The 23,524-nt window shown below is 70.1% G+C and carries 22 protein-coding genes; 9 read left to right on the top strand and 13 right to left on the bottom strand.

What is annotated here, in order from left to right:
* From COGEMETH_RS12510 to COGEMETH_RS12480, 7 genes are all read left to right on the top strand, one after another.
* Positions 1-270, top strand: a 270-nt coding sequence (locus tag COGEMETH_RS12510; protein ID WP_283214985.1) for a transketolase C-terminal domain-containing protein, incomplete at its 5' end; no start/stop codon positions are given.
* A 118-nt stretch (positions 271-388) separates the two neighbouring features.
* Positions 389-1,417 carry a hopanoid-associated sugar epimerase gene (gene hpnA / locus COGEMETH_RS12505; protein WP_238182921.1) on the top strand — a complete coding sequence of 343 codons (1,029 nt, stop codon included), beginning with the start codon at positions 389-391 and terminating at the stop codon, positions 1,415-1,417.
* Positions 1,414-2,313: a squalene synthase HpnC gene (hpnC, locus tag COGEMETH_RS12500; RefSeq protein ID WP_238182918.1), complete on the top strand. Its 900-nt coding sequence runs from the start codon at positions 1,414-1,416 to the stop codon at positions 2,311-2,313. The genes hpnA and hpnC overlap by 4 nt, the downstream gene beginning before the upstream one ends.
* Entirely contained in the window at positions 2,310-3,161 is an 852-nt protein-coding gene (hpnD, locus tag COGEMETH_RS12495; protein WP_238182917.1) for a presqualene diphosphate synthase HpnD, read from the top strand. The genes hpnC and hpnD overlap by 4 nt, the downstream gene beginning before the upstream one ends.
* Positions 3,158-4,447 (top strand): hydroxysqualene dehydroxylase HpnE, encoded by a 1,290-nt coding sequence (gene hpnE / locus COGEMETH_RS12490; RefSeq protein WP_238182920.1) that lies wholly within the window; start codon positions 3,158-3,160, stop codon positions 4,445-4,447. The genes hpnD and hpnE overlap by 4 nt, the downstream gene beginning before the upstream one ends.
* A gap of 77 nt (positions 4,448-4,524) precedes the next feature.
* Positions 4,525-6,522, top strand: coding sequence for a squalene--hopene cyclase (gene shc / locus COGEMETH_RS12485; protein WP_238182916.1), 1,998 nt, complete (start codon positions 4,525-4,527; stop codon positions 6,520-6,522).
* Positions 6,523-6,894: 372 nt separating this feature from the next.
* The gene (locus COGEMETH_RS12480; protein WP_238182915.1) at positions 6,895-7,575 is read left to right on the top strand and encodes a phosphorylase; all 681 of its coding nucleotides are present in this window, start codon (positions 6,895-6,897) and stop codon (positions 7,573-7,575) included.
* Positions 7,576-7,668: 93 nt separating this feature from the next.
* On the opposite strand, the gene COGEMETH_RS12475 is transcribed toward COGEMETH_RS12480, so the two are convergent.
* The 3 genes from COGEMETH_RS12475 to hpnH are packed head-to-tail and all read right to left on the bottom strand — an operon-like array spanning position 7,669 to position 9,554.
* Positions 7,669-7,974 carry a type II toxin-antitoxin system RelE/ParE family toxin gene (locus COGEMETH_RS12475; RefSeq protein WP_238182914.1) on the bottom strand — a complete coding sequence of 102 codons (306 nt, stop codon included), beginning with the start codon at positions 7,972-7,974 and terminating at the stop codon, positions 7,669-7,671.
* Positions 7,964-8,362 (bottom strand): type II toxin-antitoxin system ParD family antitoxin, encoded by a 399-nt coding sequence (locus tag COGEMETH_RS12470; RefSeq protein WP_306421743.1) that lies wholly within the window; start codon positions 8,360-8,362, stop codon positions 7,964-7,966. The genes COGEMETH_RS12475 and COGEMETH_RS12470 overlap by 11 nt, the downstream gene beginning before the upstream one ends.
* 28 nt (positions 8,363-8,390) lie before the next feature.
* A complete protein-coding gene (hpnH, locus tag COGEMETH_RS12465; RefSeq protein WP_238182913.1) occupies positions 8,391-9,554 on the bottom strand; it encodes an adenosyl-hopene transferase HpnH in 1,164 nt (387 codons plus the stop codon).
* 551 nt (positions 9,555-10,105) lie between these two features.
* Here hpnH and COGEMETH_RS12460 point away from each other — a divergent pair.
* Positions 10,106-12,757 (top strand): MMPL family transporter, encoded by a 2,652-nt coding sequence (locus COGEMETH_RS12460; RefSeq protein ID WP_238182909.1) that lies wholly within the window; start codon positions 10,106-10,108, stop codon positions 12,755-12,757.
* Between the two features lie 101 nt (positions 12,758-12,858).
* On the opposite strand, the gene hpnK is transcribed toward COGEMETH_RS12460, so the two are convergent.
* The 5 genes from hpnK to COGEMETH_RS12435 form a co-directional block, all read right to left on the bottom strand.
* Positions 12,859-13,695 (bottom strand): hopanoid biosynthesis-associated protein HpnK, encoded by an 837-nt coding sequence (hpnK, locus tag COGEMETH_RS12455; protein ID WP_238182907.1) that lies wholly within the window; start codon positions 13,693-13,695, stop codon positions 12,859-12,861.
* A 172-nt stretch (positions 13,696-13,867) separates the two neighbouring features.
* Complete coding sequence (hpnJ, locus tag COGEMETH_RS12450; protein WP_238182905.1) at positions 13,868-15,301, bottom strand: hopanoid biosynthesis associated radical SAM protein HpnJ; 1,434 nt, start codon at positions 15,299-15,301, stop codon at positions 13,868-13,870.
* 67 nt (positions 15,302-15,368) lie between these two features.
* The gene (gene hpnI / locus COGEMETH_RS12445) at positions 15,369-16,553 is read right to left on the bottom strand and encodes a bacteriohopanetetrol glucosamine biosynthesis glycosyltransferase HpnI (RefSeq protein WP_238182904.1); all 1,185 of its coding nucleotides are present in this window, start codon (positions 16,551-16,553) and stop codon (positions 15,369-15,371) included.
* Positions 16,554-16,628: 75 nt separating this feature from the next.
* Positions 16,629-17,234 carry an MlaC/ttg2D family ABC transporter substrate-binding protein gene (locus tag COGEMETH_RS12440; protein ID WP_238182902.1) on the bottom strand — a complete coding sequence of 202 codons (606 nt, stop codon included), beginning with the start codon at positions 17,232-17,234 and terminating at the stop codon, positions 16,629-16,631.
* Positions 17,225-18,343 (bottom strand): flippase-like domain-containing protein, encoded by a 1,119-nt coding sequence (locus COGEMETH_RS12435; protein ID WP_238182901.1) that lies wholly within the window; start codon positions 18,341-18,343, stop codon positions 17,225-17,227. The genes COGEMETH_RS12440 and COGEMETH_RS12435 overlap by 10 nt, the downstream gene beginning before the upstream one ends.
* 209 nt (positions 18,344-18,552) lie before the next feature.
* Here COGEMETH_RS12435 and COGEMETH_RS12430 point away from each other — a divergent pair, with 209 nt between their 5' ends.
* A complete protein-coding gene (locus COGEMETH_RS12430; protein WP_238182900.1) occupies positions 18,553-19,734 on the top strand; it encodes an amidinotransferase in 1,182 nt (393 codons plus the stop codon).
* A 73-nt stretch (positions 19,735-19,807) separates the two neighbouring features.
* On the opposite strand, the gene COGEMETH_RS12425 is transcribed toward COGEMETH_RS12430, so the two are convergent.
* The 5 genes from COGEMETH_RS12425 to COGEMETH_RS12405 form a co-directional block, all read right to left on the bottom strand.
* Positions 19,808-20,011, bottom strand: a complete 204-nt coding sequence (locus COGEMETH_RS12425; protein ID WP_238182898.1) for a hypothetical protein — start codon at positions 20,009-20,011, stop codon at positions 19,808-19,810.
* A gap of 119 nt (positions 20,012-20,130) precedes the next feature.
* Complete coding sequence (locus COGEMETH_RS12420) at positions 20,131-21,312, bottom strand: dienelactone hydrolase family protein (RefSeq protein ID WP_238182896.1); 1,182 nt, start codon at positions 21,310-21,312, stop codon at positions 20,131-20,133.
* A gap of 107 nt (positions 21,313-21,419) precedes the next feature.
* Positions 21,420-21,626, bottom strand: coding sequence for a hypothetical protein (locus tag COGEMETH_RS12415; protein WP_238182895.1), 207 nt, complete (start codon positions 21,624-21,626; stop codon positions 21,420-21,422).
* A gap of 79 nt (positions 21,627-21,705) precedes the next feature.
* A complete protein-coding gene (locus COGEMETH_RS12410) occupies positions 21,706-22,161 on the bottom strand; it encodes a response regulator (protein ID WP_238182894.1) in 456 nt (151 codons plus the stop codon).
* A gap of 162 nt (positions 22,162-22,323) precedes the next feature.
* Complete coding sequence (locus COGEMETH_RS12405; RefSeq protein WP_238182893.1) at positions 22,324-23,205, bottom strand: dienelactone hydrolase family protein; 882 nt, start codon at positions 23,203-23,205, stop codon at positions 22,324-22,326.
* Positions 23,206-23,524: the final 319 nt, after the last annotated feature.

Below are 23,524 nucleotides of genomic sequence, written 5' to 3'. Positions count from 1 at the left end.
GCGGCCAGCCACGAGGTTCTGATCACCCTGGAGGAGGGCTCGCGCGGCGGCTTCGGGGCGATGGTGCTGCATCTCCTGTCGGAGCGGGGCGTGCTCGACGCGATGCGGGTGCGGGTGCGGACCCTGACGCTGCCCGACCTGTACCAGGACCACGACAGCCCGGACAAGATGTACGCCGCAGCCGGCCTCGACGCCGACAGCATCGTCCGGAAGGTCGAGGAGACCCTGCCCGATCGCAAGGAGAGCCGCTCACGCCTGCGCCTCGCCTGAGGGGCTGAGGCTCTCCCCAACCTTGCCGGACGGGCGTTTCGGTGACACAAGCCCGCATGTTGCAATGCAGCGGTCGGTTCCCGGCCGTTCTCGATTCCCCGTGACGATCCCGAGCGAGATGGAAGAGGCGACCCCTACCGGCCCCTCCGAGCCTGGACCCGTGCTGATCACCGGCGCGAGCGGGTTTTTGGGACCGGCCCTGGTCGACGTGTTCCGCAACGCGGGCTTCCCGGTGCGCATCCTCGTGCGCGCCACGAGCCCGCGCACCAACCTGACCTGGACCGACGTCGAGATCGCGGAAGGCGACATGCGCGATCCGGCCGCCGTCACTGCGGCGATGCGCGGCCAGCGCTACCTGATCCACGCCGCGGCCGATTACCGGCTCTGGGCGCCGGACATGGAAGAGATCGTCCGCACCAACCGCGACGGCACCCGCACCCTGATGCGCGCGGCCCTCGACGCGGGCGTTGAGCGGGTGGTCTATACGTCGAGCGTGGCCACCATCAAGCCGCCGGACGACGGGGTGACGCCCTCCGACGAGACCCGCCCGCTGACGCCCGAGACCGCCATCGGCGCCTACAAGCGCAGCAAGGTCGTGGCCGAGCGCGTGGTCGAGGAGATGGTCGCCCGCGACCGCCTGCCCGCGGTGATCGTCAACCCGTCGACGCCGATCGGCCCCCGCGACGTGAAGCCCACGCCCACGGGCCGCATCATCCAGGAGGCGGCGCGCGGCAAGATGCCGGCCTTCGTCGACACCGGCCTCAACCTCGCCCACGTGGACGACGTGGCCGCCGGGCACCTGCTGGCCCTGCGCAAGGGCCGGATCGGCGAGCGCTACATCCTGGGCGGCGAGAACGTCCTGCTGTCGCAGATGCTGGCCGACATCGCCGCCCTCGTCGGCCGGAAGGCCCCGACCGTGAACCTGCCCCGCGGCGTGGTCTATCCGATAGCCTTCTTCTCGGAACTCGCCGCGCGCTTTACCGGCCGGCAGCCCTTCGCCACCATCGACGGCATCCGCATGTCCCGCTACCGGATGTTCTTCTCCGACGCCAAGGCGCGCGCCGAACTCGGCTACACCGCGCGGCCCTATCGCGAAGGCCTGTCCGACGCGATCACGTGGTTCCGCGGCGCGGGATATCTGCGGTGAGCACGACCCTCGAGACCGCCACCGCCGCCCGCTCCGGCAAGGGCGCCCGCGACGAGAACTTCCCCGTCGCCTCGCACCTGATCCATCCCCGCCACCGGGGCGCGATCCTGTCGTTCTACGACTTCGTGCGCGCGGGCGACGACGTGGCCGACCACACCGGCCTCTCGCCCGAGCGCAAGCTCGAACTCCTCGACGGCCTGGCCGACGCGCTGACCGGCGCCGGCCCCGCCGACCCGGAGGCCGCGCCGCTGAAGGCGGAACTGGCCGCGCGCGGCCTGCCCCCGCTGCATGCTCTCGAACTCCTCGACGCCTTCCGCATGGACGCGCGCAAGACCCGCTACGCCGACTGGGACGAGCTGATCCACTATTGCCGCTACTCTGCGATGCCGGTGGGGCGCTACGTGCTCGACGTGCACGGGGAGGACCCGGCCCGCGTCTGGGCGGCCTCGGACGCGATCTGCGCCGCCCTCCAGATCGTCAACCACCTCCAGGATTGCGGCAAGGATTTTCGCGACCTCGACCGGGTCTACGTCCCCCAGGACGCCCTCGAGCGGCACGGGGCCAGCGTCGCGATGCTGGGCGAGGCCAAGGCCACGCCGCAGCTGCGCGCCGTGATCCGCGAGCTGGCCGAGCGCACGCTCACGCTGCTCGATGCGGGCGCCGTGCTGCCCGACCTGATCGACGACCTGCGCCTGTCCCTGGAGATCGCCGCCATCCACCGGCTGGCCGTCGTCCTCTGTCGCGGCCTGCTGGAGCGCGACCCGCTCTCCGAGAAGGTCCACCACGGCAAGGCCGCCTTCGCCCTGACGGCGCTCGGCGGCATCACCTCGACCCTCGCCCGGCGTCCCTTCCGTGGGCGCACCGTGCGGGCACAACGCGCCGGAGCCCGGCCATGAGCGCAGGCGCCAGCCCTGTTCATGAGGCTGCCGAGGAGGCCCCTGCCCTGCCGGCGGCCGGCTCCTCGTTCTACACCGCCATGCGGCTGCTGCCGAAGGAGCGGCGCGAGGCGATGTACGCCGTCTACGCCTTCTGCCGCGCGGTGGACGACGTGGCCGACGACGGCGGCCCGGCGGAGACGCGCGCGGCCGAACTCGACCGCTGGCGCGCCGACATCGACGGGCTCTATGCCGGACGGCCGGTGGCGCGGGTGCGCGACCTCGTGGTGCCGGTGCAGCGGTTCGACCTCAAGCGCGCCGATTTCCACGCCGTGATCGACGGCATGGCGATGGACGCCTTCGAGGACATCGTCGCCCCCGACGAGGCGACCCTGGACCTCTATTGCGACCGGGTCGCCAGCGCGGTCGGGCGGCTCTCGGTGCGCATCTTCGGCCTGCCCGAGGAGGACGGCATCCGCCTGGCTTGGCACGAGGGCCGCGCTCTCCAGCTCACGAACATCCTGCGCGACATCGACGAGGACGCCGACCGCGGCCGCCTCTACCTTCCCCGCGAGAAGCTGGAGGCCATCGGGCTCACCGACCCGACGCCGGGGGAGGCCATCGCCCATCCCCGCATCGGCGAGGTCTGCGCCGCCTTGGCCGAGGAGGCGCAGGCGCATTACCACGCCACCTGGGCCATCATCCGCCGCAATGCCCGCCGGGCCACCAAGGCGCCCCGCCTGATGGCGGCGGCCTACCGCCTCTACCTCGACGCGCTCCTCGCCCGCGGCTGGGCGCCGCCGCGGGCCAGGGTCAAGCCGAGCAAGCTCAGGCTCGTCGCGGTCGCATTACGGCACGGGATCGTCTGATGGGAACGGTCCACGTCGTCGGTGCCGGGCTCGCCGGGCTCTCCGCGGCCGTCTCGCTCGTTGAGGGCGGCGCGCGCGTCGTCCTGCACGAGGCGGCCAAGCAGGCCGGCGGCCGCTGCCGCTCCTACTACGACCCCAGCCTCGGGCTGGAGATCGACAACGGCAACCACCTGCTGCTCTCGGGCAATGCCGACGCCCTCGGGTTTCTGCGCAGCGTGAACGCGCCGGACGACGCCCTGACCGGCCCGGCCGAGGCCGCCTTCGACTTCGCCGACCTCGAATCGGGCGAGCGCTGGACGCTGCGCCCCAATGCCGGCCGGGTGCCGTGGTGGGTGCTGAGCAAGGCCCGGCGCGTCCCCGGCAGCCGCGCGGCCGATTATCTCGCCCCGCGCTCCATCCTGCGCGCCGCCGCCGGCAAGGGGGCGGGCCTGGGCGGCACCATCGGCGCCAGCATGGCCTGCGAGGGCGACCTCTACCGCCGCCTCTGGCACCCGGTGCTGCTGGCCGCCCTCAACACCGATCCGGCAGAGAGCGACGTGGGGCTCGCCGCCACGATCCTGCGCGAGACCCTGGGCGCCGGGGGCCGGGCCTGCCGCCCGCTGGTGGCGGTCAAGGGCCTCTCCTACGCCTTCGTCGACCCGGCCCTGCGCCACCTCGCGTCGCGCGGCGGCACGGTCCGGTTCGGGCGGCGCTTGCGCGGCCTCGGCCTCGGGGTTGGCCGGATCGAGCGCCTGGACTTCGCGGACGGGCCGGAGGCGATCGGCCCCGGTGATTCGGTGGTGCTGGCCCTGCCCCCGTGGGTGGCGGCCGACCTGCTGCCGGATCTCGCCGCGCCGAAGGCGTTCCGCTCCATCGTCAACGCGCATTTCGCACAGGTGCCGAAGCCCGGCAGCCCATTGGTTCTCGGCGTGGTGAACGGGCTGACGGAGTGGCTTTTCGCCTATCCCGACCGGTATTCGGTGACGATCAGCGGGGCCGACAGGCTGCTCGACGTGCCCCGCGAGGACCTGGCCAAGCAGATCTGGGCCGAGATCGCGCGGCTCGGCAATCTTGCGCCGGAACTGCCAAGCTGGCAGATCGTCAAGGAGAAGCGGGCGACCTTCGCCGCGACGCCGGCCGAGGCCGCGCGCCGCTCCGGAGCCACGACCGCCTACGAGAATCTCGTCCTGGCAGGAGACTGGACCGCGACCGGTCTGCCATCGACGATCGAGGGAGCGATCCGTTCAGGAAAAACCGCCGCGCGCGTTCTCGCGTGCGGGCCGGCACGCGAGCGCGGTGCCGCTTGATGCATACGGCCGTCCAGGCGGACGGTCGGCGAGACACGCAGACGGCCGCAACGACGCGGCCGCTTGAGGCGAGGACGATGCGAGAGGCTCTGAACAAGGTCGAGGCGCTGCAGCGCCCGAAGACGCAGGGAATCACCCTGGACGCGGTCGACCGCGGCGTGGCCCAGGCCACGCGGGCGTTGACGGCGCTGGCGCACGGGGACGGGCACATCTGCTTCGAGCTGGAGGCGGATGCGACCATCCCTTCCGAGTACATCCTGTTCCACCAGTTCCGCGACAGCAAGCCCCCCGCGGGCCTGGAGCAGAAGATCGGCAACTACCTGCGCCGCACGCAGGAGAAGCACGGCGGCTGGGCCCTCGTCCACGAGGGGCCGTTCGACATGAGCTGCACCGTGAAGGCCTACTTCGCCCTCAAGATGATCGGCGACGACATCGAGGCGCCGCACATGCGCCGGGCCCGCGAGGGCATCCTCGCCCGCGGGGGGGCCGCCAACGCCAACGTCTTCACCCGCTTCCTGCTGGCCCTCTACGGCGAGGTGCCGTGGACGGCGGTGCCGGCGATGCCCGTCGAGGTGATGTTCCTGCCGAAGTGGTTCCCGTTCCACCTCGACAAGGTGAGCTACTGGGCCCGCTGCACCATGGTGCCGCTCTTCGTATTGCAGGCCACCAAGCCGCGGGCGAAGAACCTGCGCGGCATCCATATCGGGGAGCTGTTCCTCACGCCTCCCGAGAGCGTGCGCCGCTGGCCGGGCAGCCCGCACGCCACCTGGCCCTGGACGCCGATCTTCGGCTTCATCGACCGGGTGCTGCAGAAGACCGAGAACCACTTCCACAAGGGCCTGCGCCGGCGCGCCATGGAGAAGGCCCGCGCCTGGGTCAGCGAGCGCCTGAACGGCGAGGACGGGCTCGGCGCGATCTTCCCGGCCATGGTCAACACCGTGCTGATGTACGAGGTGATGGGCTACGCCTCCGACCATCCGCAGGTGCGGGTGGCGTGCGACGCCATCGAGAAGCTCGTCGTCGTCAAGGCGAACGAGGCCTACGTGCAGCCCTGCGTCTCCCCGGTCTGGGATACGGCGCTGGCGAGCCACGCCCTGCTGGAGGCCGGCGGCGGCGAGGCCGAGGGCTACGCCCGCGGCGGCCTGGACTGGCTCGTGCCCCGCCAGGTGCTCGACATCGCCGGCGACTGGGCGGCGACCAAGCCGAACGTGCGCCCCGGCGGCTGGGCCTTCCAGTACGCCAACGCCCACTACCCCGACCTCGACGACACCGCCGTGGTGGTGATGGCGATGGACCGGGCCATGCGCCAGCACGGGCTGGTGGCCGACATGCCGGACTACACCACGGCCATCGCCCGCGCGCGGGAATGGGTCGAGGGCCTCCAGTCGAAGGACGGGGGCTGGGCGGCGTTCGATGCCGACAACAACCACATGTACCTCAACCACATCCCGTTCTCGGACCACGGCGCCCTGCTCGATCCGCCGACCGCAGACGTGACCGCCCGCGTGGTCTCGATGCTGGCCCAGCTCGGCGAGACCCGCGCCACGTCGACGGCGCTCGATCGGGGCGTGACCTACCTCCTGAACGACCAGGAGGAGGACGGGAGCTGGTACGGCCGCTGGGGCATGAACTTCATCTACGGCACCTGGTCGGTGCTCTGCGCCCTGAACGCGGCCGGCGTCGACCCGGCCTCCCCGGAGATCCGCCGCGCGGTGACCTGGCTCATCCGCATCCAGAACCCGGACGGCGGCTGGGGCGAGGACGCGTCGAGCTACAAGATCGACCCGGCCTTCGAGGCCGGCTCCTCCACCGCCTCGCAGACCGCCTGGGCGCTGCTCGCCCTGATGGCGGCGGGCGAGGCCGACGACCCGGCGGTGACGCGGGGCATCAACTTCCTGACCCGGACGCAAGGGGCGGACGGCTTCTGGAACGAGGAGCGCTACACCGCCACCGGCTTCCCGCGGGTGTTCTACCTGCGCTACCACGGCTACCCGAAGTTCTTCCCCCTCTGGGCCATGGCCCGCTACCGCAACCTCAAGCGCGGCAACAGCCGGCAGGTGGCCTTCGGGATGTGATCCGGCGGCCCCGACCCTCTCCGCAGAGCTACCGCACTCGCATATCTGGCGAGGCTGGCGGAGGAGGCGCGGGTCCCCTCTCCCGTGCGGGAGAGGGACAGGGTGAGGGATGCGACCTTTCCGGAGAGACCTGGGTCCCTCAGCCCAACCCTCTCCCGCACGGGAGAGGGAGCAGCCCAGCGCTTCGACCGACCTCTCCGACTCCCTTGCGCGGATGGGTGAACCCGGTAGCCCGCAGCGGGAGGGGGGAGCCGCATGAGCCGGGATTTGCTGCGGGATCGCACTCGATCCGTGGCTGTGCCGGCCGTAGTTCCCTGCGCTCCGTAGACTCATCCCCCACCAGAATGGGGAGATCGTCCGTCAGGATCTCGCATGCTCCCGATCCTCGCCGTCACTGGACTCGCCAAGGAGGCCCGCCTCGCCGCCGGGCCCGGTGTGGAGGCGGTCGGCGCCGGCGGCAGCCCGCAGCGGTTGCGGCTGCTCCTCGACGCGCGGCCCGAGCCCAGCTGCCGGGCCGTGGTCAGCTTCGGCATCGCCGGCGGCCTCGACCCGGCCCTGGTGCCCGGCGACGTGGTGCTCGGGACCGGAATCCGCGCCGGCGACCGGCGTTTTCCCACCGACGCTGCCGTCACGGGCGCCCTGGCGGAGCGGCTTCGGCGCCTCGATGCGCGCGTCGTGCAGGCCGACCTCGCGGGCGTCGACGCAGCCGTCCTGACGCTTGCAGGCAAGGCGTCGCTCCGGGCCGCGACGGGGGCGGCGGCCGTCGACATGGAGAGCCACGTCGCCGCGGCCTACGCCGCCCGGCACGGCCTGCCCTTCGCCGCCCTGCGCGTCGTCTGCGACCCGGCCGGCCGGGCGCTGCCGGCCTTCGTCGCCCACGCCCTGAAGCCCGACGGCGAGCCCGACATCCTGGCCGTCCTGTCGGCCCTGCTGCGGGGCAAGGCCCGGCCCGGCGAGCTGTTCCGCCTCGCCCGCGATTCGGCTGCGGCCTTCAAGGCCCTGTCCGCCTGCCGCCAAGCACTCGGCGAGGGTCTGGGCGTGCCGCCGGCGTAGGTGCCGGAACGTGATCGCTGCCGTCGGGATCGCGTGCCTGACTGCGCGACGGAGCGATGGAGGTGGCGTGATCGTCGCGCCGGACGGATGCCGTCAGCGCGGCACGTCGTCCACTCCGAAGTCGCGGCCCGCGTAGAGCACACGCAGGCTGGTCACGACGGCGGGCGCGATCCGAAACACGAGGACGATGCGACGCTCCATGGAGAGCGTCCGGATACCGGGCGCCAAGTCCCCGCGCGGGACACCGCGTTCGGGAAAATCAGCCAATCCCCGACATGTCCGTTCGATGCGCGCGACGTAGCCGCCCGCCCGCTCCAGACCGGATCGTTCCTCGATGTAGCGGTAGAGGTCGAAGAGGTCCGTTCGCGCCGCCGGATGGATGCGGACCTCATGCGTCACGTCCGGCGGCCTTCATCCGCGCCGCGTGATGCGCGCGCAGTTCGTCGAACACCTGATCCGCCGGAAGGCTCGGCCGTGGATCGTCGAGGGCGTCCCGGACCTTCTCGCGCAGCACGGCGTCGATGGCCGCCTCCTCGCGATCGAGCGCTCGCAGACCCGCGCGAACGACCTCGCTGACGCTGGCATAGGCTCCAGATTGCAGGCGTGCCTCCACGCGCTCCTGCATCTCACCGAGGGTAACGGTGACGGGTTTGCTCGTTCTCATGGTTCGATATTCCAAGGCTCGTTGCCCACCATCGCATATGACTTCGTCATACACGTCAACGTGACCCCGGCCGTGAACGCGAAAAGGGCCCGCCGCATCCCTGCGGCAGGCCCCTTCGATCATCGAGGCGCGGTGTCCCGCGCTGGACGTGTCAGGCCGCGGTGCGGTTGCGGGCCTCGCGCTTGGTGTCCACGCCCGAGGCTTTGATCTCGGACAGCTTCTGGGCGACGTTGCGCGAGAACACGAACTCGGCCGGGCGCTGGTTCTCCAGACTGACCTCGGGGGCCATGTCGCCCTCGGTCTTGATGCCGCGCAGCATCTGCACGATCGGCTTCCACGGCTTCTTCACCGAATCGACCACGGAGGAGGCCTCGTAGCCGGAATGCACCATGCAGTCGGCGCACTTCTCGTAGTTGCCGGTGCCGTAGGAATCCCAGTCCGTCTCCTCCATCAGCTCCTTGAAGGTGGCGGCGTAGCCCTCGCCCAGCAGGTAGCAGGGCTTCTGCCAGCCGAACACGGTGCGGGTCGGGTTGCCCCAGGGTGTGCAGTGGTAGGTCTGGTTGCCGGCCAGGAAGTCGAGGAACAGGCCCGACTGCTGGAAGGTCCACTTCTCGCGGCCCTTCTCCTTCCCGTGGCGGAAGACGCCGCGGAACAGGTCCTTGGTGGCCTTGCGGTTGAGGAAGTGCTGCTGGTCGGGGGCGCGCTCGTAGGCGTAGCCGGGGGAGACGGTGATGCCGTCGATGCCCATGCGGGTCACGCTGTCGAAGAAGTTCGCGATCTTCTCCGGCTCGGAGCCGTTGAAGAAGGTGCAGTTGATGGTGACGCGGAAGCCCATCTCCTTGGCCTTGGCGATGGCCGCCACGGCCTTGTCGTAGACGCCGCGCTGGCACACCGACTTGTCGTGCATCGCCTCGTCACCGTCGAGGTGGATCGACCAGGTGAAGTAGGGCGACGGCTTGTACTCCTTGATCTTCTTCTCGAGGAGCAGCGCGTTCGTGCACACGATCGCGAACTTCTTCTGCGCGATGATGCCTTCCACGATCTGCGGCAGATCCTTGTGGAGAAGCGGCTCGCCGCCGGCGATCACGACCACGGGTGCACCGCACTCGCGCACGGACTCGAGGGCGTCGGCCACCGGCAGGCGCTTGTTGAGGATCTCGTCCGGGTAATCGATCTTGCCGCAGCCCGCGCATGCGAGATTGCAGCGGAACAGAGGCTCCATCATCATCACGAGCGGATAGCGTTTGCGGCCCGTGAGGTGCTGCTTCAGGATGTAGCCGCCGATCTTCGCGACGTACCGGATGGGGATTCCCAAGATACGGCTCCTGCTCTGTTGGCCTCTCAGTTGAGGGGCTGCTTAACGCGAAAAAAATACGAATTCCAGCGATCTAGCTTGGAACGAATCTCAAAGAGGGCTTTCCGGCCCCCGTCACGCCAGTGTTTCGGCGGTTGACGCAACGAGGTCACAGAATCGCGGGCCGCGCACCGGTCGCGCCCACACCGACCCATGCCGCCATTTGCGTCGGCAATACGACCGGATTCCCGGATCGCGAGGGCGTGATCGATATTGCGGTGCGGTATCGCACATGGCTCGGGCCTGCGGCGTGCCGGTGGTGCTCCGCGTTGCAATCCGGGCGCCACGCCTTTACTGAGCGCTGCGACCGTGGCGCACCATCGGCGTCAGCGCGCCCAGACGGCCGTCTCCGGCACCGATGCCCCGGACGCGCGATTCCGGCGCCGCCCGGCACGAGGCCGGTCGAACGTCCGTACGCTCTGGCCGGTCCCGATGACGGGCCGGGCGTGAGGCCGAGAGAGGGAGAGTCGTCCGCCGTCTCCGGCGCGCGGCTCCAGGCAGGCAGGGTACCCGTGATCGAACGTCTCGTCGCGTCTTCAGTCCGCCATCGCTGGGTCGTCATCGCCCTCGTCGCCCTGATCACGGCCGCGAGTTGCGGTATCGCCGCGCACCTGTTCCGCATCAACACCGACGTCGAGCGCCTGATCGAGCCGAGTGAGTCCTGGCGCCAGGACGAGATCAACTACGAGAAGGCCTTCCCGCAGCGGACGAACACGGTCGTCGCGGTGATCGACGGCCAGTCGCCCGAACAGGCCGAGGAAGCCGCCACCGAATTCGCCAAGGCGCTCTCCGTCCACAAGAACCTGATCGAGACCGTCTACCGGCCCGACGGCGGCCCGTTCTTCGACAAGAACGGCCTCCTGCTGATGTCCCAGGCCGAGCTGGAGAAGACCACCGAGCAGCTCGTCGAGCAGCAGGGACTGCTCGGGCCGCTGGCCTCCGACCCGTCCCTGCGCGGGGTGATGCGGGTGCTGTCGCTCGGCGCCCGCGGGGTGAAGAGCGGCGACGCCAAGCTCGAGGACCTCGACAAGCCGATGGGGCAGATCGACGCCACCCTGCAGAAAGTGCTGGCGGGCGAGCCGGCGCGGCTCTCCTGGCAGCTCCTGCTCTCGGGCGGCGAGAGCAAGACCACGGACCTGCGCAAGTTCGTGATGATCCAGCCGGTCCTCGACTTCAACGCCCTCCAGCCCGGCTACACCGCCACCAAGCTGATCCGGAACGTCGCCAAGGAGCTCAAGATCGAGCCCCAGTATGGCCTCACCATGCGGCTCACCGGCCCGGTGGCGGTGGCCGACGACGAGTTCGCCACCCTCTCCGAGGACGCCCTCCTCAACAACAGCGTCACCGTCGGCGCCATCGTGCTGTTCCTGTGGCTGGCGCTGCGCTCCGCGCCGCTGGTGGTCGCCGTGCTGATCACGACCTTTGCCGGGCTCATCGTCACGGCGGCCCTCGGCCTGCTGATGGTCGGGGAGCTGAACCCGATCTCGGTGGCCTTCGCGGCCCTCTTCGTCGGCCTCGGGATCGATTTCGGCATCCAGTTCGCGGTGCGCTACCGGGCCGACCGCTACGAGCAGCCGACCCTGGAGGCGGCCATCCGCGCGGCCTCCCGCGGGGTGGGCTGGTCGCTGACGCTGGCCGCCGTCTCGCTGATCGCCGGCTTCTTCGCCTTCCTGCCCACCGCCTTCCGCGGCGTGTCCGAACTCGGCCTCATCGCCGGCGTCGGCATGGTGGTGGCCTACCTGTTCGCCCTGACCCTGCTGCCGGCCCTGATCGCCGTGTTCAAGCCGAAGGGCGAGAAGGTCGCCGTCGAGACCACGTGGCTCGCGGGCGTCGACCCCTGGATCATCCGCAACCGCAGGGCGGTGCTGATCGTCGTCGGCCTCATCACCCTGGCCGGCGCCCCCCTGCTGTGGAAGCTGCCCTTCGATTCGAACCCGATGCACCTGCGCAGCCCGAAGGTGGAGTCGATCGCCACCTACCTCGACCTGATCAAGGACCCGGCCACCAGCCCGAACGTGGTCGACGTGCTCGCCCCGAGCGTCGACGCGGTGCCGGAGGTGACCAAGAAGCTCGCGGCCCTTCCGGCGTCTGCCGACATCATGAGCATCGACACCTTCGTCCCCCGCGACCAGGACAAGAAGCTCGCCACCATCGCCGAGACGGCCCAGCTCCTCGACCCGGTGCTGAACCCCGGCCGCAAGCCGCCGCCGCCGACGGACGCCGACAACGTCAAGGCCCTCAAGGAAGCCGCCGCCGCCCTGAACGGCGTCGCCACGGGGGACGCTCCCGGCGCCAAGACCGCCGGGCGCCTGGCCGGCACGCTGGACAAGCTCGCCGCCGCCCCGGTCGAGAAGCGCGAGGCGGCCTCCGTCGCCCTCACCACCGACCTCGGCCCGCTGCTGCGGCGCCTGCGCGACCTCCTGCACCCGGAGCGGATCACGCTGGACAACCTGCCGCCGCAGCTCAAGGCGGAATGGGTGGCCGCGGACGGGCGCGCCCGCGTCGAGGTGCATCCGAAGGGCAACTCGAACGACGACGAGGTGCTGCGCAACTTCTCCAACGAGATCCGCACCGTCGCCCCCCATGCCACCGGCGCGCCGGTGGCGACGACGGCCTCGAGCTACACCATTCTCGGCGCTTTCATGCAGGCGGCGATCACGGCCTTCGTGCTGATCTTCATCATCCTCTCGGTGGCTTTGCGCAAACCCTGGGACGTGGCGATGACGCTCGGGCCCCTGGTTCTCGCCACCCTCTGGACCCTGATGGCGCTACACGTCGTGGGCATGCCCCTCAACTTCGCCAACATCATCGCCCTGCCCCTGATGCTCGCCGTGGGCGTGGCCTTCCACATCTACTACGTGATCGCGTGGCGGGCCGGCGTCACCGACATGCTGGCCTCCAGCCTGACGCGAGCGATCTTCTTCTCCGCGCTGACCACGGGCACGGCCTTCGGCTCCCTGGTGCTGTCGAGCCATCCCGGCACGGCCAGCATGGGCAAGCTGCTGGCACTGTCGCTGTTCTTCACCCTGGTCGCCGCGTTCTTCGTGGTCCCGGCCTTCCTCGGTCCCCCGCCGGAGAAGCCCGACGCCGACCGGCCCGAGGGGGACGCCGCCGCCAAAGACCCGCTGGTCGGGCGCACGGCCGAGGCGGTCGCGGCCAAATGAGCGTGCCGGATCGCGGCTGCACGCCGCCGCACTCCGCTCCTAGCCTGGCGGCGTGAACGCGACCGCCGCGCGGACCGCGCCGCACGATGGGTCTTCTGCCGTCAGGCGGTGAAGTCCGAGAAGCCGCCCCTGACGACGCTTGCCGCCGCCGCGATGGACGCCGGCGCGATCAGCGCGTCCCGCTCCGCCGCGTAGGCGTAGCCAGGCGCTTCCCCCACGAAGCCGCCGGCGGTGGCCGGGTGGGTGTAGAGTTCCGTCAGGCCGTTCGGCAGGTGGGCCAGCAGCGCCGCCACGCGCTTCGGCGTCATCGCGCCCGACCAGGCGAGCCCCAGCGTCCGGTCGGGGATCAGCAGGCCCGCTTGGCGCGCGCGCACGGCGAGCAGGGCCGCCCAGGGGGCGATGTCGAGTGCCGGTTTAGGCTTGGTGCCGGGTTCGGCCCGGCGCAGCAGGTCGCGGGGCTCGCGCGGCACGCGGATCGCCCGCATGCCGTAATCGCGGCCGATGCGCAGCACCGCGCCCGCGATCAGCGGATGGACGTGGAAGTGCTTGTGGGCGTTGACGTGATCGAGCGGCAGGCCGGTAGCGTGATACGCCTCGAACTGCGCCCGGATCTCGGCCGCGAGTTGGCGCCGGGCGGTGCCCTTTAGCGCGAGGTCGAGCCCGAGGCGCTCCATGTCCCGGCGCATCAGGCCGTTTCCGTCCGTGAGATCCGGCAGCGCCGCGGCCGGCAGGGTCGGCCATGCCTCGACGAGGACGAGGTGGAGGCCGACGCGCAGGCTCGGCAGACGTTTGGCCCGGGCGACGGCGTCGGCGGCGGCCGGCGCGGAGACCATCAGGCTCGCGGCCGTGAGAATCCCGTCGCGATGGGCCTGCTCGACGGCCTGGTTGACCTCCAGGCTCAAGCCGAAATCGTCGGCGGTGACGACGAGTCGCTTCACATTGCCTCCGGGAACGGGTGTCGAGAGGGCAAGCCCTCTCGCGGGTCCAGGGCGGAGCCCTGGGGAAGAAAGACGGGGCTCCGCCCTCGACCCGCCGGAGCCTCGGCCCCGGACCCCTGAACGAAAACGGCCGGGCGTTCAGGCCCGGCCGCGAACATCATATGAGAAAAAATCAGGCGGCCTTGGCGGTGCCCTGGCGCTCCTTGAGGAAGCGGTAGAATTCCACGCCTTCGCGCAGACGCCGCTTCATCATGTCGGGCGAGCGCACCATCTCGGAAACGATCGAGGCGATCTTCGGGGCGCGGAAGTAGAACTTCCGGTAGAACTCCTCCACCGCCGCAAAGATCTCGGCATGCGACAGGTGCGGGTAGTGCAGCGGCGCGATCTGCACGCCGTTCTCGTCCACGAGTTCGGCGTTCTCGATGTCGAGCCAGCCGTTCTCGACCGCCTGCTTGTAGAGGAAGGTACCGGGATAGGGCGCGGCCAGCGACGCCTGGATGGTGTGCGGGTTGATGCGCTTGGCAAACGCGATCGTCTCCTGGATCGTTTCCCGCGTCTCGCCCGGCAGGCCGACGATGAAGGTGCCGTGGATGGCGATGCCGAGGTCGTGGCAGTCCTTCGTGAACTTCTCGGCCACCTCGACGCGCATGCCCTTCTTGATGTTGTTCAGGATCTTCTGGTTGCCGGACTCGTAGCCGACCAGCAGCAGGCGCAGGCCGTTGTCCTTGAGGACCTTGAGGGTCTCGCGCGGCACGTTCGCCTTGGCGTTGCACGACCAGGTGACGCCGAGCTTGCCCAGTTCGCGGGCGATCTCCTCCGCACGCGGCAGGTTGTCGGTGAAGGTGTCGTCGTCGAAGAAGAACTCCTTGGTCTGCGGGAACTCCTTCAGGCAGTACTTGATCTCCTCGATGACGTGCGCCACCGAGCGAGTCCGATACGTGTGTCCACCGACAGTCTGGGGCCAGAGGCAGAAGGTGCAGCGGCTCTTGCAGCCGCGGCCCGAATAGAACGAGATGTAGGGGTGCTTCAGGTAGCCGATGAAGTACTTCTCCATCTCGAGGTCGCGCTTGTACACGCTCGTGACGAAGGGAAGCTGATCCATGTCGGTCATGATCTCGCGGTCCTCGTTGTGGACCACGACGCCGTTCTCGTCGCGATAGGACAGGCCCTTGATCTCGGACCAGGGGGTGCCGTCGGCGACTTCCTTGACCGTGAAGTCGAACTCGTTGCGGGCGCAGAAGTCGACCACCGGGGCCTGGGCCATGGCGCCGGCGGCGTCCACCGCCACCTTGGCGCCGATCAGGCCGGCCTTGAGCTTCGGGTTGGCGGCCTTGAGCGCCTCGATCGTCTTCACGTCCGACTTGAAGGACGGCACCGAGGTGTGGAGCACCACGAGGTCGAAATCGTTGGCCTGGGCCACGATCTCGGGCAGCTTGATGTTGTGGGGCGGCGCGTCGATCAGCTTCGAGTTCGGCACCAGGGCGGCCGGCTGGGCCAGCCAGGTCGGATACCAGAACGACTTGATCTCGCGCTTGGCCTGGTAGCGGGAACCCGCGCCGCCGTCGAAGCCGTCGAAGGTGGGAGCCTGGAGGAAGAGCGTGCGCATGGGGTCGGGCCTCAGTGCCGGGCGGTCGGGACGGATGGAAGCAAGACGAACGGGGTCAATCGCAAGATCAGACGGTCGGCGCCTCAGCATCCTGGCTGAGGTTGCCGTCCGGGATCAGTGTACCGTCTGCAACCACGCGATAATCGTGACCTTTCCATGTCACCGCCCCCGAGACGAAGCTCCATGTGAAGTTCGCGAAGGACAGCATGTCGCGAATCGGCAACAGCCAGTAGGGGTGCGGCCCGATTCCGAAGGCCCGCTCCAGGCGCATCGAGAGGACGATGCGGCAGGCGAGCGCCAGGGCGGCGGTGGCGAGCGCCAGGGTGCCGGCGCCCGGCAGCAGCGCCCCGATCAGCGCCAGGGGGAAGGCGTGGGTGACGATGGAGCCCGCATAGCCCGCGGGGTCGACGTTGCGGATGGTGCGGTTCCAGCGCAGCTCGTGCCGCCACAGGCCGGAGATCTCGGTGTCGACGCAGGTATGCCCGATGGTGAAGTTCGGGATCGCGACCCGGCCGCCGAGGCCGCGCAGCGCCGCGCCGATGGCGTAGTCGTCGGCCAGATCGTCCTTGAAGGCGGCAAAGCCCCCGATCCGGGCGAGTGATTCGGCCGTGAAGGCGATGGTGGAGCCGAAGCAGGGCTCGGCCAGCCCGAGGGCGGTGCCCATCACCACGTTGGGCAGGAACTGCACGTCGATGGCGAGCGCCGAAAGCTGGGCGTGGACGCCCTGGTCGGCCGGGACGCCGTGATAGAGGCAGGTGACGCCGGTGACGCCGGGCTGCGACAGCTCGGCCACGACGCGCTCCAGGTAGTCCGGGCGCACCACCATGTCGCTGTCGGCCAGCACCACGACGTCGTGCGCGATGGCCTCCGACATGTTGACGAGGTTCGAGACCTTGCGGTTCGAGCCGTGCTGGCGGGAATCGAGCACGAGGTCGAGGCGCAGGGCCGGATAGGCCTGCTCCAGGCGCCGCACCACGGCGATGGCCGGATCGACGGCGCTCTGCACCCCGAAGACGATCTGCACCTTTCCGGCATAGACCTGGCGGCAGAAGGTCTCGAGGTTCTCGTAGAGGTTCGGCTCCTGGCCGCACAGCGGCTTGAGGATGGTCACGGAAGGCCGCGGCGCGTCCGCGGCGAGCGTCGGTGCGGCCTTTGCCGCGAAGCGTCCGGCGAGCGTCGCGGCGATCAGCCCGTAGAGGCAGCCGGCGACCGCCAGGACGAGGAAGATCGGCGAGATCCAGGTGAGGTCCATCGGGGGCGTCGCTCGGTCGCGAGAATCGGTGAGGCGCCGCGTGGGGCGCGGCTCAAGGGTGCGTCTGGGCCCGGTTCAAGGCGCCGGTTTGACGGCGAGCATGCCTTCGGTGCGCTGGCGCAGGAATTTCAGCAGGCCGTCCGCCCCGCCGGTCTTCAGCGGCTCACCGAGGGCTGCGCGCTGGCTCGCGACCTCGCTGACGTTGCCGTTGAGGAGCACGTCCTGGACGCGGTTGTCCGGGTTCACGATGAAGTCGACCTGCGAATCGTCGCCGTCGGCCGTCGTCACCTTGGTCTGCACCCGGCGGTTCTTGCCCTGGGCCTCGCTCTTGGGCACGACCTCGAACTTGCCGCGGGCGGCCTGCGACAGGCGGTTGGCGTAGGTGACGACGAAGTTGCGGCGGAAGGCTTCGGTGACGGCGCCCTGCTGCTCGGCCGTGAAGGTCTGCCACTTAGCGCCCACCGCGAGGCGGACCATCGCCGGGAAGTCGAAGCTCTGCTCGACGGTCGGGCCCACGGCGTCGACGCGGTCCTTGAGGCTGCCCGCCCCGTCCTTCACCGCCGCCTCGAAGCGCCCGTAGAGGGTCTGCACCACCTGGACCGCCGGGTCGTCCGCGGCCAGCGCCGGCAGCGGTGCGGCCAGCAGGGCGAAGGCCAGGAGGGTCCCGCGGATCAGGCGCACTTCTTGAACTCTCCCGCCTCGGCCTCGTTCAGGCGGGGACCGCCCGTCCGCGGCGGGGCGTAGCTGTAGAACGGACCCAGCGTAGCGGGCTGGAGCACCGGGCCGATCCGGCGGCCGAGGTCTGCGCCGCGCGCCTCCTCCGCGTCGTCCACGACTCGGGCTTTGCCCTCCTGGACGTGCCAGAGGAACAGGCCGGGCACGCCGACGAGGAGGTCGGCCAGCCGCTTGACCAGGGAGAGGGCGAGCGCCGCCTCGGCCGGGATGCCGAACAGGGCGCAGAGCGCGATCAGGCCGCCCTCCTGGGCACCGAGCGCTCCGGGCACCGCGAAGGCGGCGCCGCGCACGGCCTGGGCCAGGCTCTCGATCACCAGAGCCTCGGCGAAGCTCACGGGGTAGCCCATGAAGTGGAGGCAGACGTAGACCTCGAGCGTCCCGATGACCCAGCCGACGAGGTGGATGGCGATGCCGGCGCCGACCCGCAGGGGGGCGCCGTAGAGGCGGCGCAGGTTGTCGTAGAGCACGTCCACGGCGCCCAGCGCCCGCCACTCGCGGCCCGAGGCGAAGCGGCTCAGGAGGCCTTGGACGATGCGATGGCCGGCGCGGCGCTGGATCAGGTAGAAGGCGGCAAGTGCCGGTACGGCGATGGCCAGCCCGCCGGCCACCGTGCGCACGATGGGTCCGTCGCCGGCCAGCCAGATCAGGATGCCGAGACCGGCCACGGTGAACAGCAGCTGCGTCACCGCCTGGGTCATCAGGTCGACGAACATGCTGGCGCCGGCCAGGCCCCCGGTGACCCCGCGCTTGGTCAGCAGGCGCGCGCCGACGAAATCGCCGCCGACCGTGGCGACGGGCAGCAGGGTGTTGATGCCCTCGCGCACGAAGCGCAGGTTGATGCAGGCGGGCAGGCTCGGGCGGCCCGTGGACGGGAAGATCGCGTACCAGCCTAAGCCGGCCCAGGCGACGGCGACGGCGCGGGCGACCACGACGATCAGCGCGCCCCAGCCGGCACTCACCACGGCAGCGGCCACGTCCTCGAGGCCCGAGGACAGGAACAGCCCCACGACCGTGCAGAGACCGGCGATCAAGGCCAGGGTCGTCAGACGCTTCATGGTCCTCTTTCAAGCTCTGTGGGTGGCTTGATGCTGGAATCTCGCCGCGTTTCCGACCAAAAAACACCGTCGCGGGCAAGGAGTAAGGTCAAGTTGCAGCAACGGTCGGCAATGTCTATCACCCGATTGACACAGTGCGGACCAAAGCGGCGCCCGGGCCGAAGCCCTCGGCAGAATGACGGCCGGACGCACTACCAAGGGGACTGACGATGGATCGCGAATCACCCATCACGGCCGGCGAGGCCGTGCTCGACGACGCGCATGCGGATGGGTTCGCACGGCCCCGCGAGACCGGTCCGGGCATCCCCGCGCCGCACTCGCCGGTGATGGCCTGGAACGAGTGGGACCCGCTGGAGGAGGTGATCGTCGGCTCGCTGGACGGCGCCACGATCCCGACCCACCACCTCACCGTGATCTTCAACCTGCCGCGCGCCGCGCAGCCGTTCTACCGCTTCGCCTCCGGCTTCCGCTATCCGAAGTTCATGAAGAAGCTCGCCCAGCAGGAGCTGGACAACTTCATCACCATCCTGGCCGGCGAGGGCGTGAAGGTCCGCCGGCCGGACAGCATCGACTTCTCGAAGAAGTTCAAGGCGCCGCGCTGGTCGTCCCGCGGCTTCTGCGTCGCCTGCCCGCGCGACCCCTACCTCGTGATCGGCGACGAGATCATCGAGAGCCCGATGTGCTGGCGCTCGCGCTACTTCGAGGGCGACGCCTACCGCTCGCTGTTCAAGGAGTATTTCCGGGCCGGCGCCCGCTGGACCTCGGCACCGCGGCCCCAGCTCACCGACGAACTCTACAACTACGACTACCGGGTGCCGAACCTGAAGGCCGGCGAGCCGATGCAGTTCACGGTCAACGAGTTCGAGCCGGTCTTCGACGCCGCCGACTTCGTGCGCTGCGGCCGCGACCTGTTCGTCACCCGCTCCAACGTCACCAACCTGATGGGCATCGAGTGGCTGCGCCGCCACCTCGGCCCCGGCTTCCGCATCCACGAGATCGAGAGCCGCTGCCCGCAGCCGATGCACATCGACTCGTCGTTCATGCCCCTGGCGCCGGGCAAGGTGCTGGTGAACCCGGACTACGTCGACGTGGACAACCTCCCGGCCGTGCTCAAGAAGTGGGACGTGCTGGTCGCGCCGCGCCCCGACCCCGTCTCAGGGTTCATGAGCAAGATCTCGATGTGCTCGCCCTGGACCTCGATCAACGTGCTCGCCATCGACGAGAAGAAGATCGTCGTCGACCAGAGCCAGCCGACCCTGATCAAGGCCCTGAAGGACTGGGGCTTCGATCCGATCCCCGCCCCGTTCCTGTCCTACGGCCCCTTCGGCGGCTCGTTCCACTGCGCCACGCTGGACGTGCGCCGCCGCGGCACCCTGAAATCCTACTTCTAGGACCTTCGGTCACGATCGATCTGGAGGCGCGCCGACGACGGCGCGCCTTTTATCATGCCGCGACCGCGACGCCTCACTGCGGCAGGCGGCGGGCCGGGATGCGGCTCTGCGCGACGCGGGCCAGTGCCAGCGCCCCGCCGTACTGCACGAAACCGTTCTCGGCGAGATCGTGGGGCGCGAGGTGCCACTGGATCGCCAGCCGGGTGAGCGCGTTCAGGGCGATCACGGCGAGGCAGAAGGCGGTGGCAGTGAGGAGGGCGACGACGAAATCGGGCATGGCTTTGCACCCCAGCATCGAACGGGGGGAGCGTAGCAAAGGGTGCGCCAGGAGAAAGGTGCGACCCCGTACGATCTTGGTCGCGGTGGCGGATTCGGCCGGCCCGTGTCCCGAAAGGCTCAGCGCCTGCGTATGGGCGCCCCTGCGGGCGGATGCGGCGGGGCCGCGCTCTGCGCCGCGGGCTTGGCGGCCGGCGGCCGCGGCGTCTCGACGGCGAGGCGCTTGACCGGCCAGCCGTCGTTCCAGCGCTCCATGTCGCTGAAGCGCGGGTTGGCCTTCAGGCTCGTCGCATCCGCACCGGAGAACGCGGCGGCGGCGGCCAGATCGAAGGTCTTCCAGAAGGCGAGGTAATCCAGGCTGTCGGCCCGCGCGTTGTTGATCTGCGAGACCAGGGTCTGCTGCTCGCCCGAGAGCGCCATGTCGGCCGACCACTTGAAGGGCGGGGGCTTCGGGGCATCCTTCGGATCGGGCGGCAGCTTGATCGCGGTGCCGTCGAAGGCCGAGTCCAGGGCCGCCGGGGCCGCGAGCGTCGCGGTCAGGGCCGGGAAGCCGTGATCGTCCGAGAGGGCGCGCACGAACAGCTTGCGCTCGGGCGGCACCGCGTCCGCCTCGCGCAGCAGGCGGCGGGAGGCGGCGTCGGCCGCGCGCGCGTCCTTGTCGCCGATCACGGTGATGACCAGCGTCTTGGGATCGATGGCGGAGAGGTCGCCCAGCGTGATGCCGCGCGCCTTCGGCCCGCTGGCGATGCCGCCCGGCATCAGGCCGAAGACGAGCTTGGGCACCGGCAGGCCCTTGGCCTTGGCGTCTGCGGCGACGTTCATCGCCAGCGGCACCCCGGCCAGGTGGCCGATCAGGGCGACCCGGGCGAGGTCGGGCTTGGCGTCCGCATCCGCCGCCAGCGCGCCGAGGGCCTCCGTCAGCCGGGCCTCGGCGTTGGCGGAGGCGTCCGCCGGCCGCGTCCGGTTAACCTCCTGGAATCGTGGGAACAGCACGAGGTAACCCTGGCGCGCCAGATGATCGATCCAGGCACCGTAACTCTGCGGATTGACCGCCCCCCAGCCGTGCAGGAACACCACGACCGGCCGCCCGGTCGCCGGGGCCGCCCCTGCGGCATAGAAGGCGAAGGTCGAGGCCGTGCTGCGCCCCAGCGCTCGCTTGACCACGTTGAGCGAGCGGTCGCCGACGCCCCCCGGCCCTTGCGCCGGCTGCGGGGGCGGACTCGCGGCACGCAAGGACCCGGTCGCGGCAAGGATGCCGAACAGACCGGCGGCCAACGGACCGAGGCGGGTTTTGAGGCGCATGACAGGCTCGATCGTACGGACACCCGGTTGCGCCCGGACGGCTTCATAACAGGTTTGAACGCCCTGGCGATGCGGCCGAAGGTTGTGCGCGCAACGCTGCCGCGGCCTCAGGCGGCACGCGTCAGGGGCGCGCTGCGGCGGTCGAGGCGCTCTGCCAACGCCATGAGGTCGTCGGGCATCTCGGACCGAAGGTCGTGGTAGAGCGTGCGAAGGTCGTCCCCGATGGTCGCCAGGAGCATCGCCTCGTTCGAGGCGGGCATAGGTCTGCCGGCTGCGAATCTTGCCTCGGCGTGGTTGGCGGCGACGATCTTCATGGGACGACTCGGATGCACGGCGACGCGGCACGATGTCTCTGGAACCGTTCCGGAGAACCGCGACAACGACCGAGGCCGCTCAGGTTTCCATGCTGCGCGAAATTATCTTTCCACCCGGCCCGATCACGGACGGTCCGGTGCCACCCGCCGGCCGTCCGGCAGCCTGCTCAACCCAGGCCAGGATGTCGTCCGCACGCCAGGGCTTGGGGATGAAGGTCGCCGAGACGCGCAGGTCGCTCGGCTGGTCGCCCGCATCACCCGAGGTCAGGAGTACGCGCACCCGAGGCCAGGTCACGCCGATGATCCGGGCGAGTTCGAACCCGCCGATCGGTCCCGGCGTCCGCACGTCCGAGAACACGACACTGACCTCGTCGCCGCGGTCGTTGAGGATGGCGAGCGCCCGCTCGGCGGTCTCGGCCTCGATCACCGTGAAGCCGGTCTCCTCCAGCAGCGTGGCCGCGAGGAAGCGCTCGTCGGGTTCGTCCTCCACGACGAGGATGACGGGTTTCTGTCCGGGCGTGTTCGGGTCGGTCATGGGCCGGGACACTCTACGGGGGATGAACGGCTGCTCCGTCCTTCAGGTTCACCGCACCTGACCGGCGAGTGACGCCGACCCGCGCCTGAACGGGCCATCCTGCCGTACCCTGGCATATTCGGCGGGCGGGGGCCGTGTCCGCGAGGGCACAGCCCTGCGCCATCATCCGAGGCCGTTGGCCTTGAGGAAGGCGAGCGCTCGCCGCCAGCCGTCCTCGGCCGCCTCCTTGCGGTAGCTCAAGCGGTAATCGGCGTGGAAGCCGTGCGGGGCGTCCGGATACACCACCAGTTCGACGCTCCGACCGGCCGCCTTCGCGGCGTCGCGCGCCGCCTCCACGGAGGCGACCGGAATGCCGGTGTCGGCACCGCCGTAGAGGGCCAGCAGAGGAGCGTTGATCTCGCCCGCCACGTCGCCCGCGGTGCGCGGCTGGATCGCCGAGGGCTCGCCGCCGATGGGGCCGTACCAGGCGACCGCCGCCTTCAGGTCGCGACGATGGGCCGCGTAGAGCCACGCACCCCGGCCGCCCCGGCACCAGCCCATCACCCCGAGACGCGCGGGATCGCCCTTCGCGGAGGTCGCCGCCCAGGACGCCGTCGCGTCGAGGTCGGCGATCCACTGTGTGTCCGGCGTCTTCGAGATCACGTCTCGGACGATCTGCTTCACGTCCGTCATCGTGGAGAGGTCGCCCTGACGGGCGTAGAGTTCGGGGGCCACCGCACAGTAGCCGGCCTTGGCCAAGCGGCGGCAGATGTCCTTGATGTAGTCGTGGACCCCGAAGATCTCCTCGATCACCAGCACGATCGGGAACGGGCCTGCACCCTCCGGCACGGCGCGGTAGGCCGGCATCGGCCCGTCGCCGGCCGGGATCGTCACCTCCCCCGCTGTGACGCCGGACGCGTCAGTGTGGATCACCTGCGCCTCCACCCGCGTGGTCGCCAGGGTCAGGCCACTCATCAGGCTCGTCATCACGAAGCCGCGGCGCGAGAGCGGCGGGTTGAGCAAGCCGTCGAGACCCGCGGTCCCGGCATCGATGTCGTGCTGCATGGCGTTCCTCCGGGGTTTCGGGCGTTTTCGCGCGTCCGCTCTGTCCGTCTCCAAGCGATATAGGTCGCTGGACGGCTATGCGGACAGCCCGCGCCCGACTCGCCGATCATCGGTCGACGCTTGGACCGCCGTCGGCACGGTCCAGGGCAGATGTCGCGATCGCACCCCGCGCGCAACAGGCCCGTACCGGCGCCCGATTAGCAACGGGTTTCTCTCGTCCCCTTGCGGGAGTCGATGGTCCGCGATGCAGGTCGAGAGAGGGGCGCGTGGTTTCCGGACACGGCACCCCCCTTTGCCCGTCTCGCTCACGCGAGGCCCG

Source organism: Methylobacterium trifolii (assembly GCF_022179685.1).
GTDB lineage: Bacteria > Pseudomonadota > Alphaproteobacteria > Rhizobiales > Beijerinckiaceae > Methylobacterium > Methylobacterium trifolii.
This window is presented reverse-complemented; position numbering and strand designations above follow the sequence as displayed.

Bases quoted from the DNA above. Each gene is read 5' to 3' on its own strand.
- hpnA (WP_238182921.1), top strand. From the start codon at position 389: ATGGAAGAGGCGACCCCTACCGGCCCCTCCGAGCCTGGACCCGTGCTG.
- hpnD (WP_238182917.1), top strand. From the start codon at position 2,310: ATGAGCGCAGGCGCCAGCCCTGTTCATGAGGCTGCCGAGGAGGCCCCT.
- shc (WP_238182916.1), top strand. From the start codon at position 4,525: ATGCGAGAGGCTCTGAACAAGGTCGAGGCGCTGCAGCGCCCGAAGACG.
- COGEMETH_RS12480 (WP_238182915.1), top strand. From the start codon at position 6,895: ATGCTCCCGATCCTCGCCGTCACTGGACTCGCCAAGGAGGCCCGCCTC.
- COGEMETH_RS12470 (WP_306421743.1), bottom strand. From the start codon at position 8,362: ATGATCGAAGGGGCCTGCCGCAGGGATGCGGCGGGCCCTTTTCGCGTT.
- hpnJ (WP_238182905.1), bottom strand. From the start codon at position 15,301: ATGCGCACGCTCTTCCTCCAGGCTCCCACCTTCGACGGCTTCGACGGC.
- hpnI (WP_238182904.1), bottom strand. From the start codon at position 16,553: ATGGACCTCACCTGGATCTCGCCGATCTTCCTCGTCCTGGCGGTCGCC.
- COGEMETH_RS12435 (WP_238182901.1), bottom strand. From the start codon at position 18,343: ATGAAGCGTCTGACGACCCTGGCCTTGATCGCCGGTCTCTGCACGGTC.
- COGEMETH_RS12430 (WP_238182900.1), top strand. From the start codon at position 18,553: ATGGATCGCGAATCACCCATCACGGCCGGCGAGGCCGTGCTCGACGAC.
- COGEMETH_RS12425 (WP_238182898.1), bottom strand. From the start codon at position 20,011: ATGCCCGATTTCGTCGTCGCCCTCCTCACTGCCACCGCCTTCTGCCTC.
- COGEMETH_RS12420 (WP_238182896.1), bottom strand. From the start codon at position 21,312: ATGCGCCTCAAAACCCGCCTCGGTCCGTTGGCCGCCGGTCTGTTCGGC.
- COGEMETH_RS12415 (WP_238182895.1), bottom strand. From the start codon at position 21,626: ATGAAGATCGTCGCCGCCAACCACGCCGAGGCAAGATTCGCAGCCGGC.
- COGEMETH_RS12410 (WP_238182894.1), bottom strand. From the start codon at position 22,161: ATGACCGACCCGAACACGCCCGGACAGAAACCCGTCATCCTCGTCGTG.
- COGEMETH_RS12405 (WP_238182893.1), bottom strand. From the start codon at position 23,205: ATGCAGCACGACATCGATGCCGGGACCGCGGGTCTCGACGGCTTGCTC.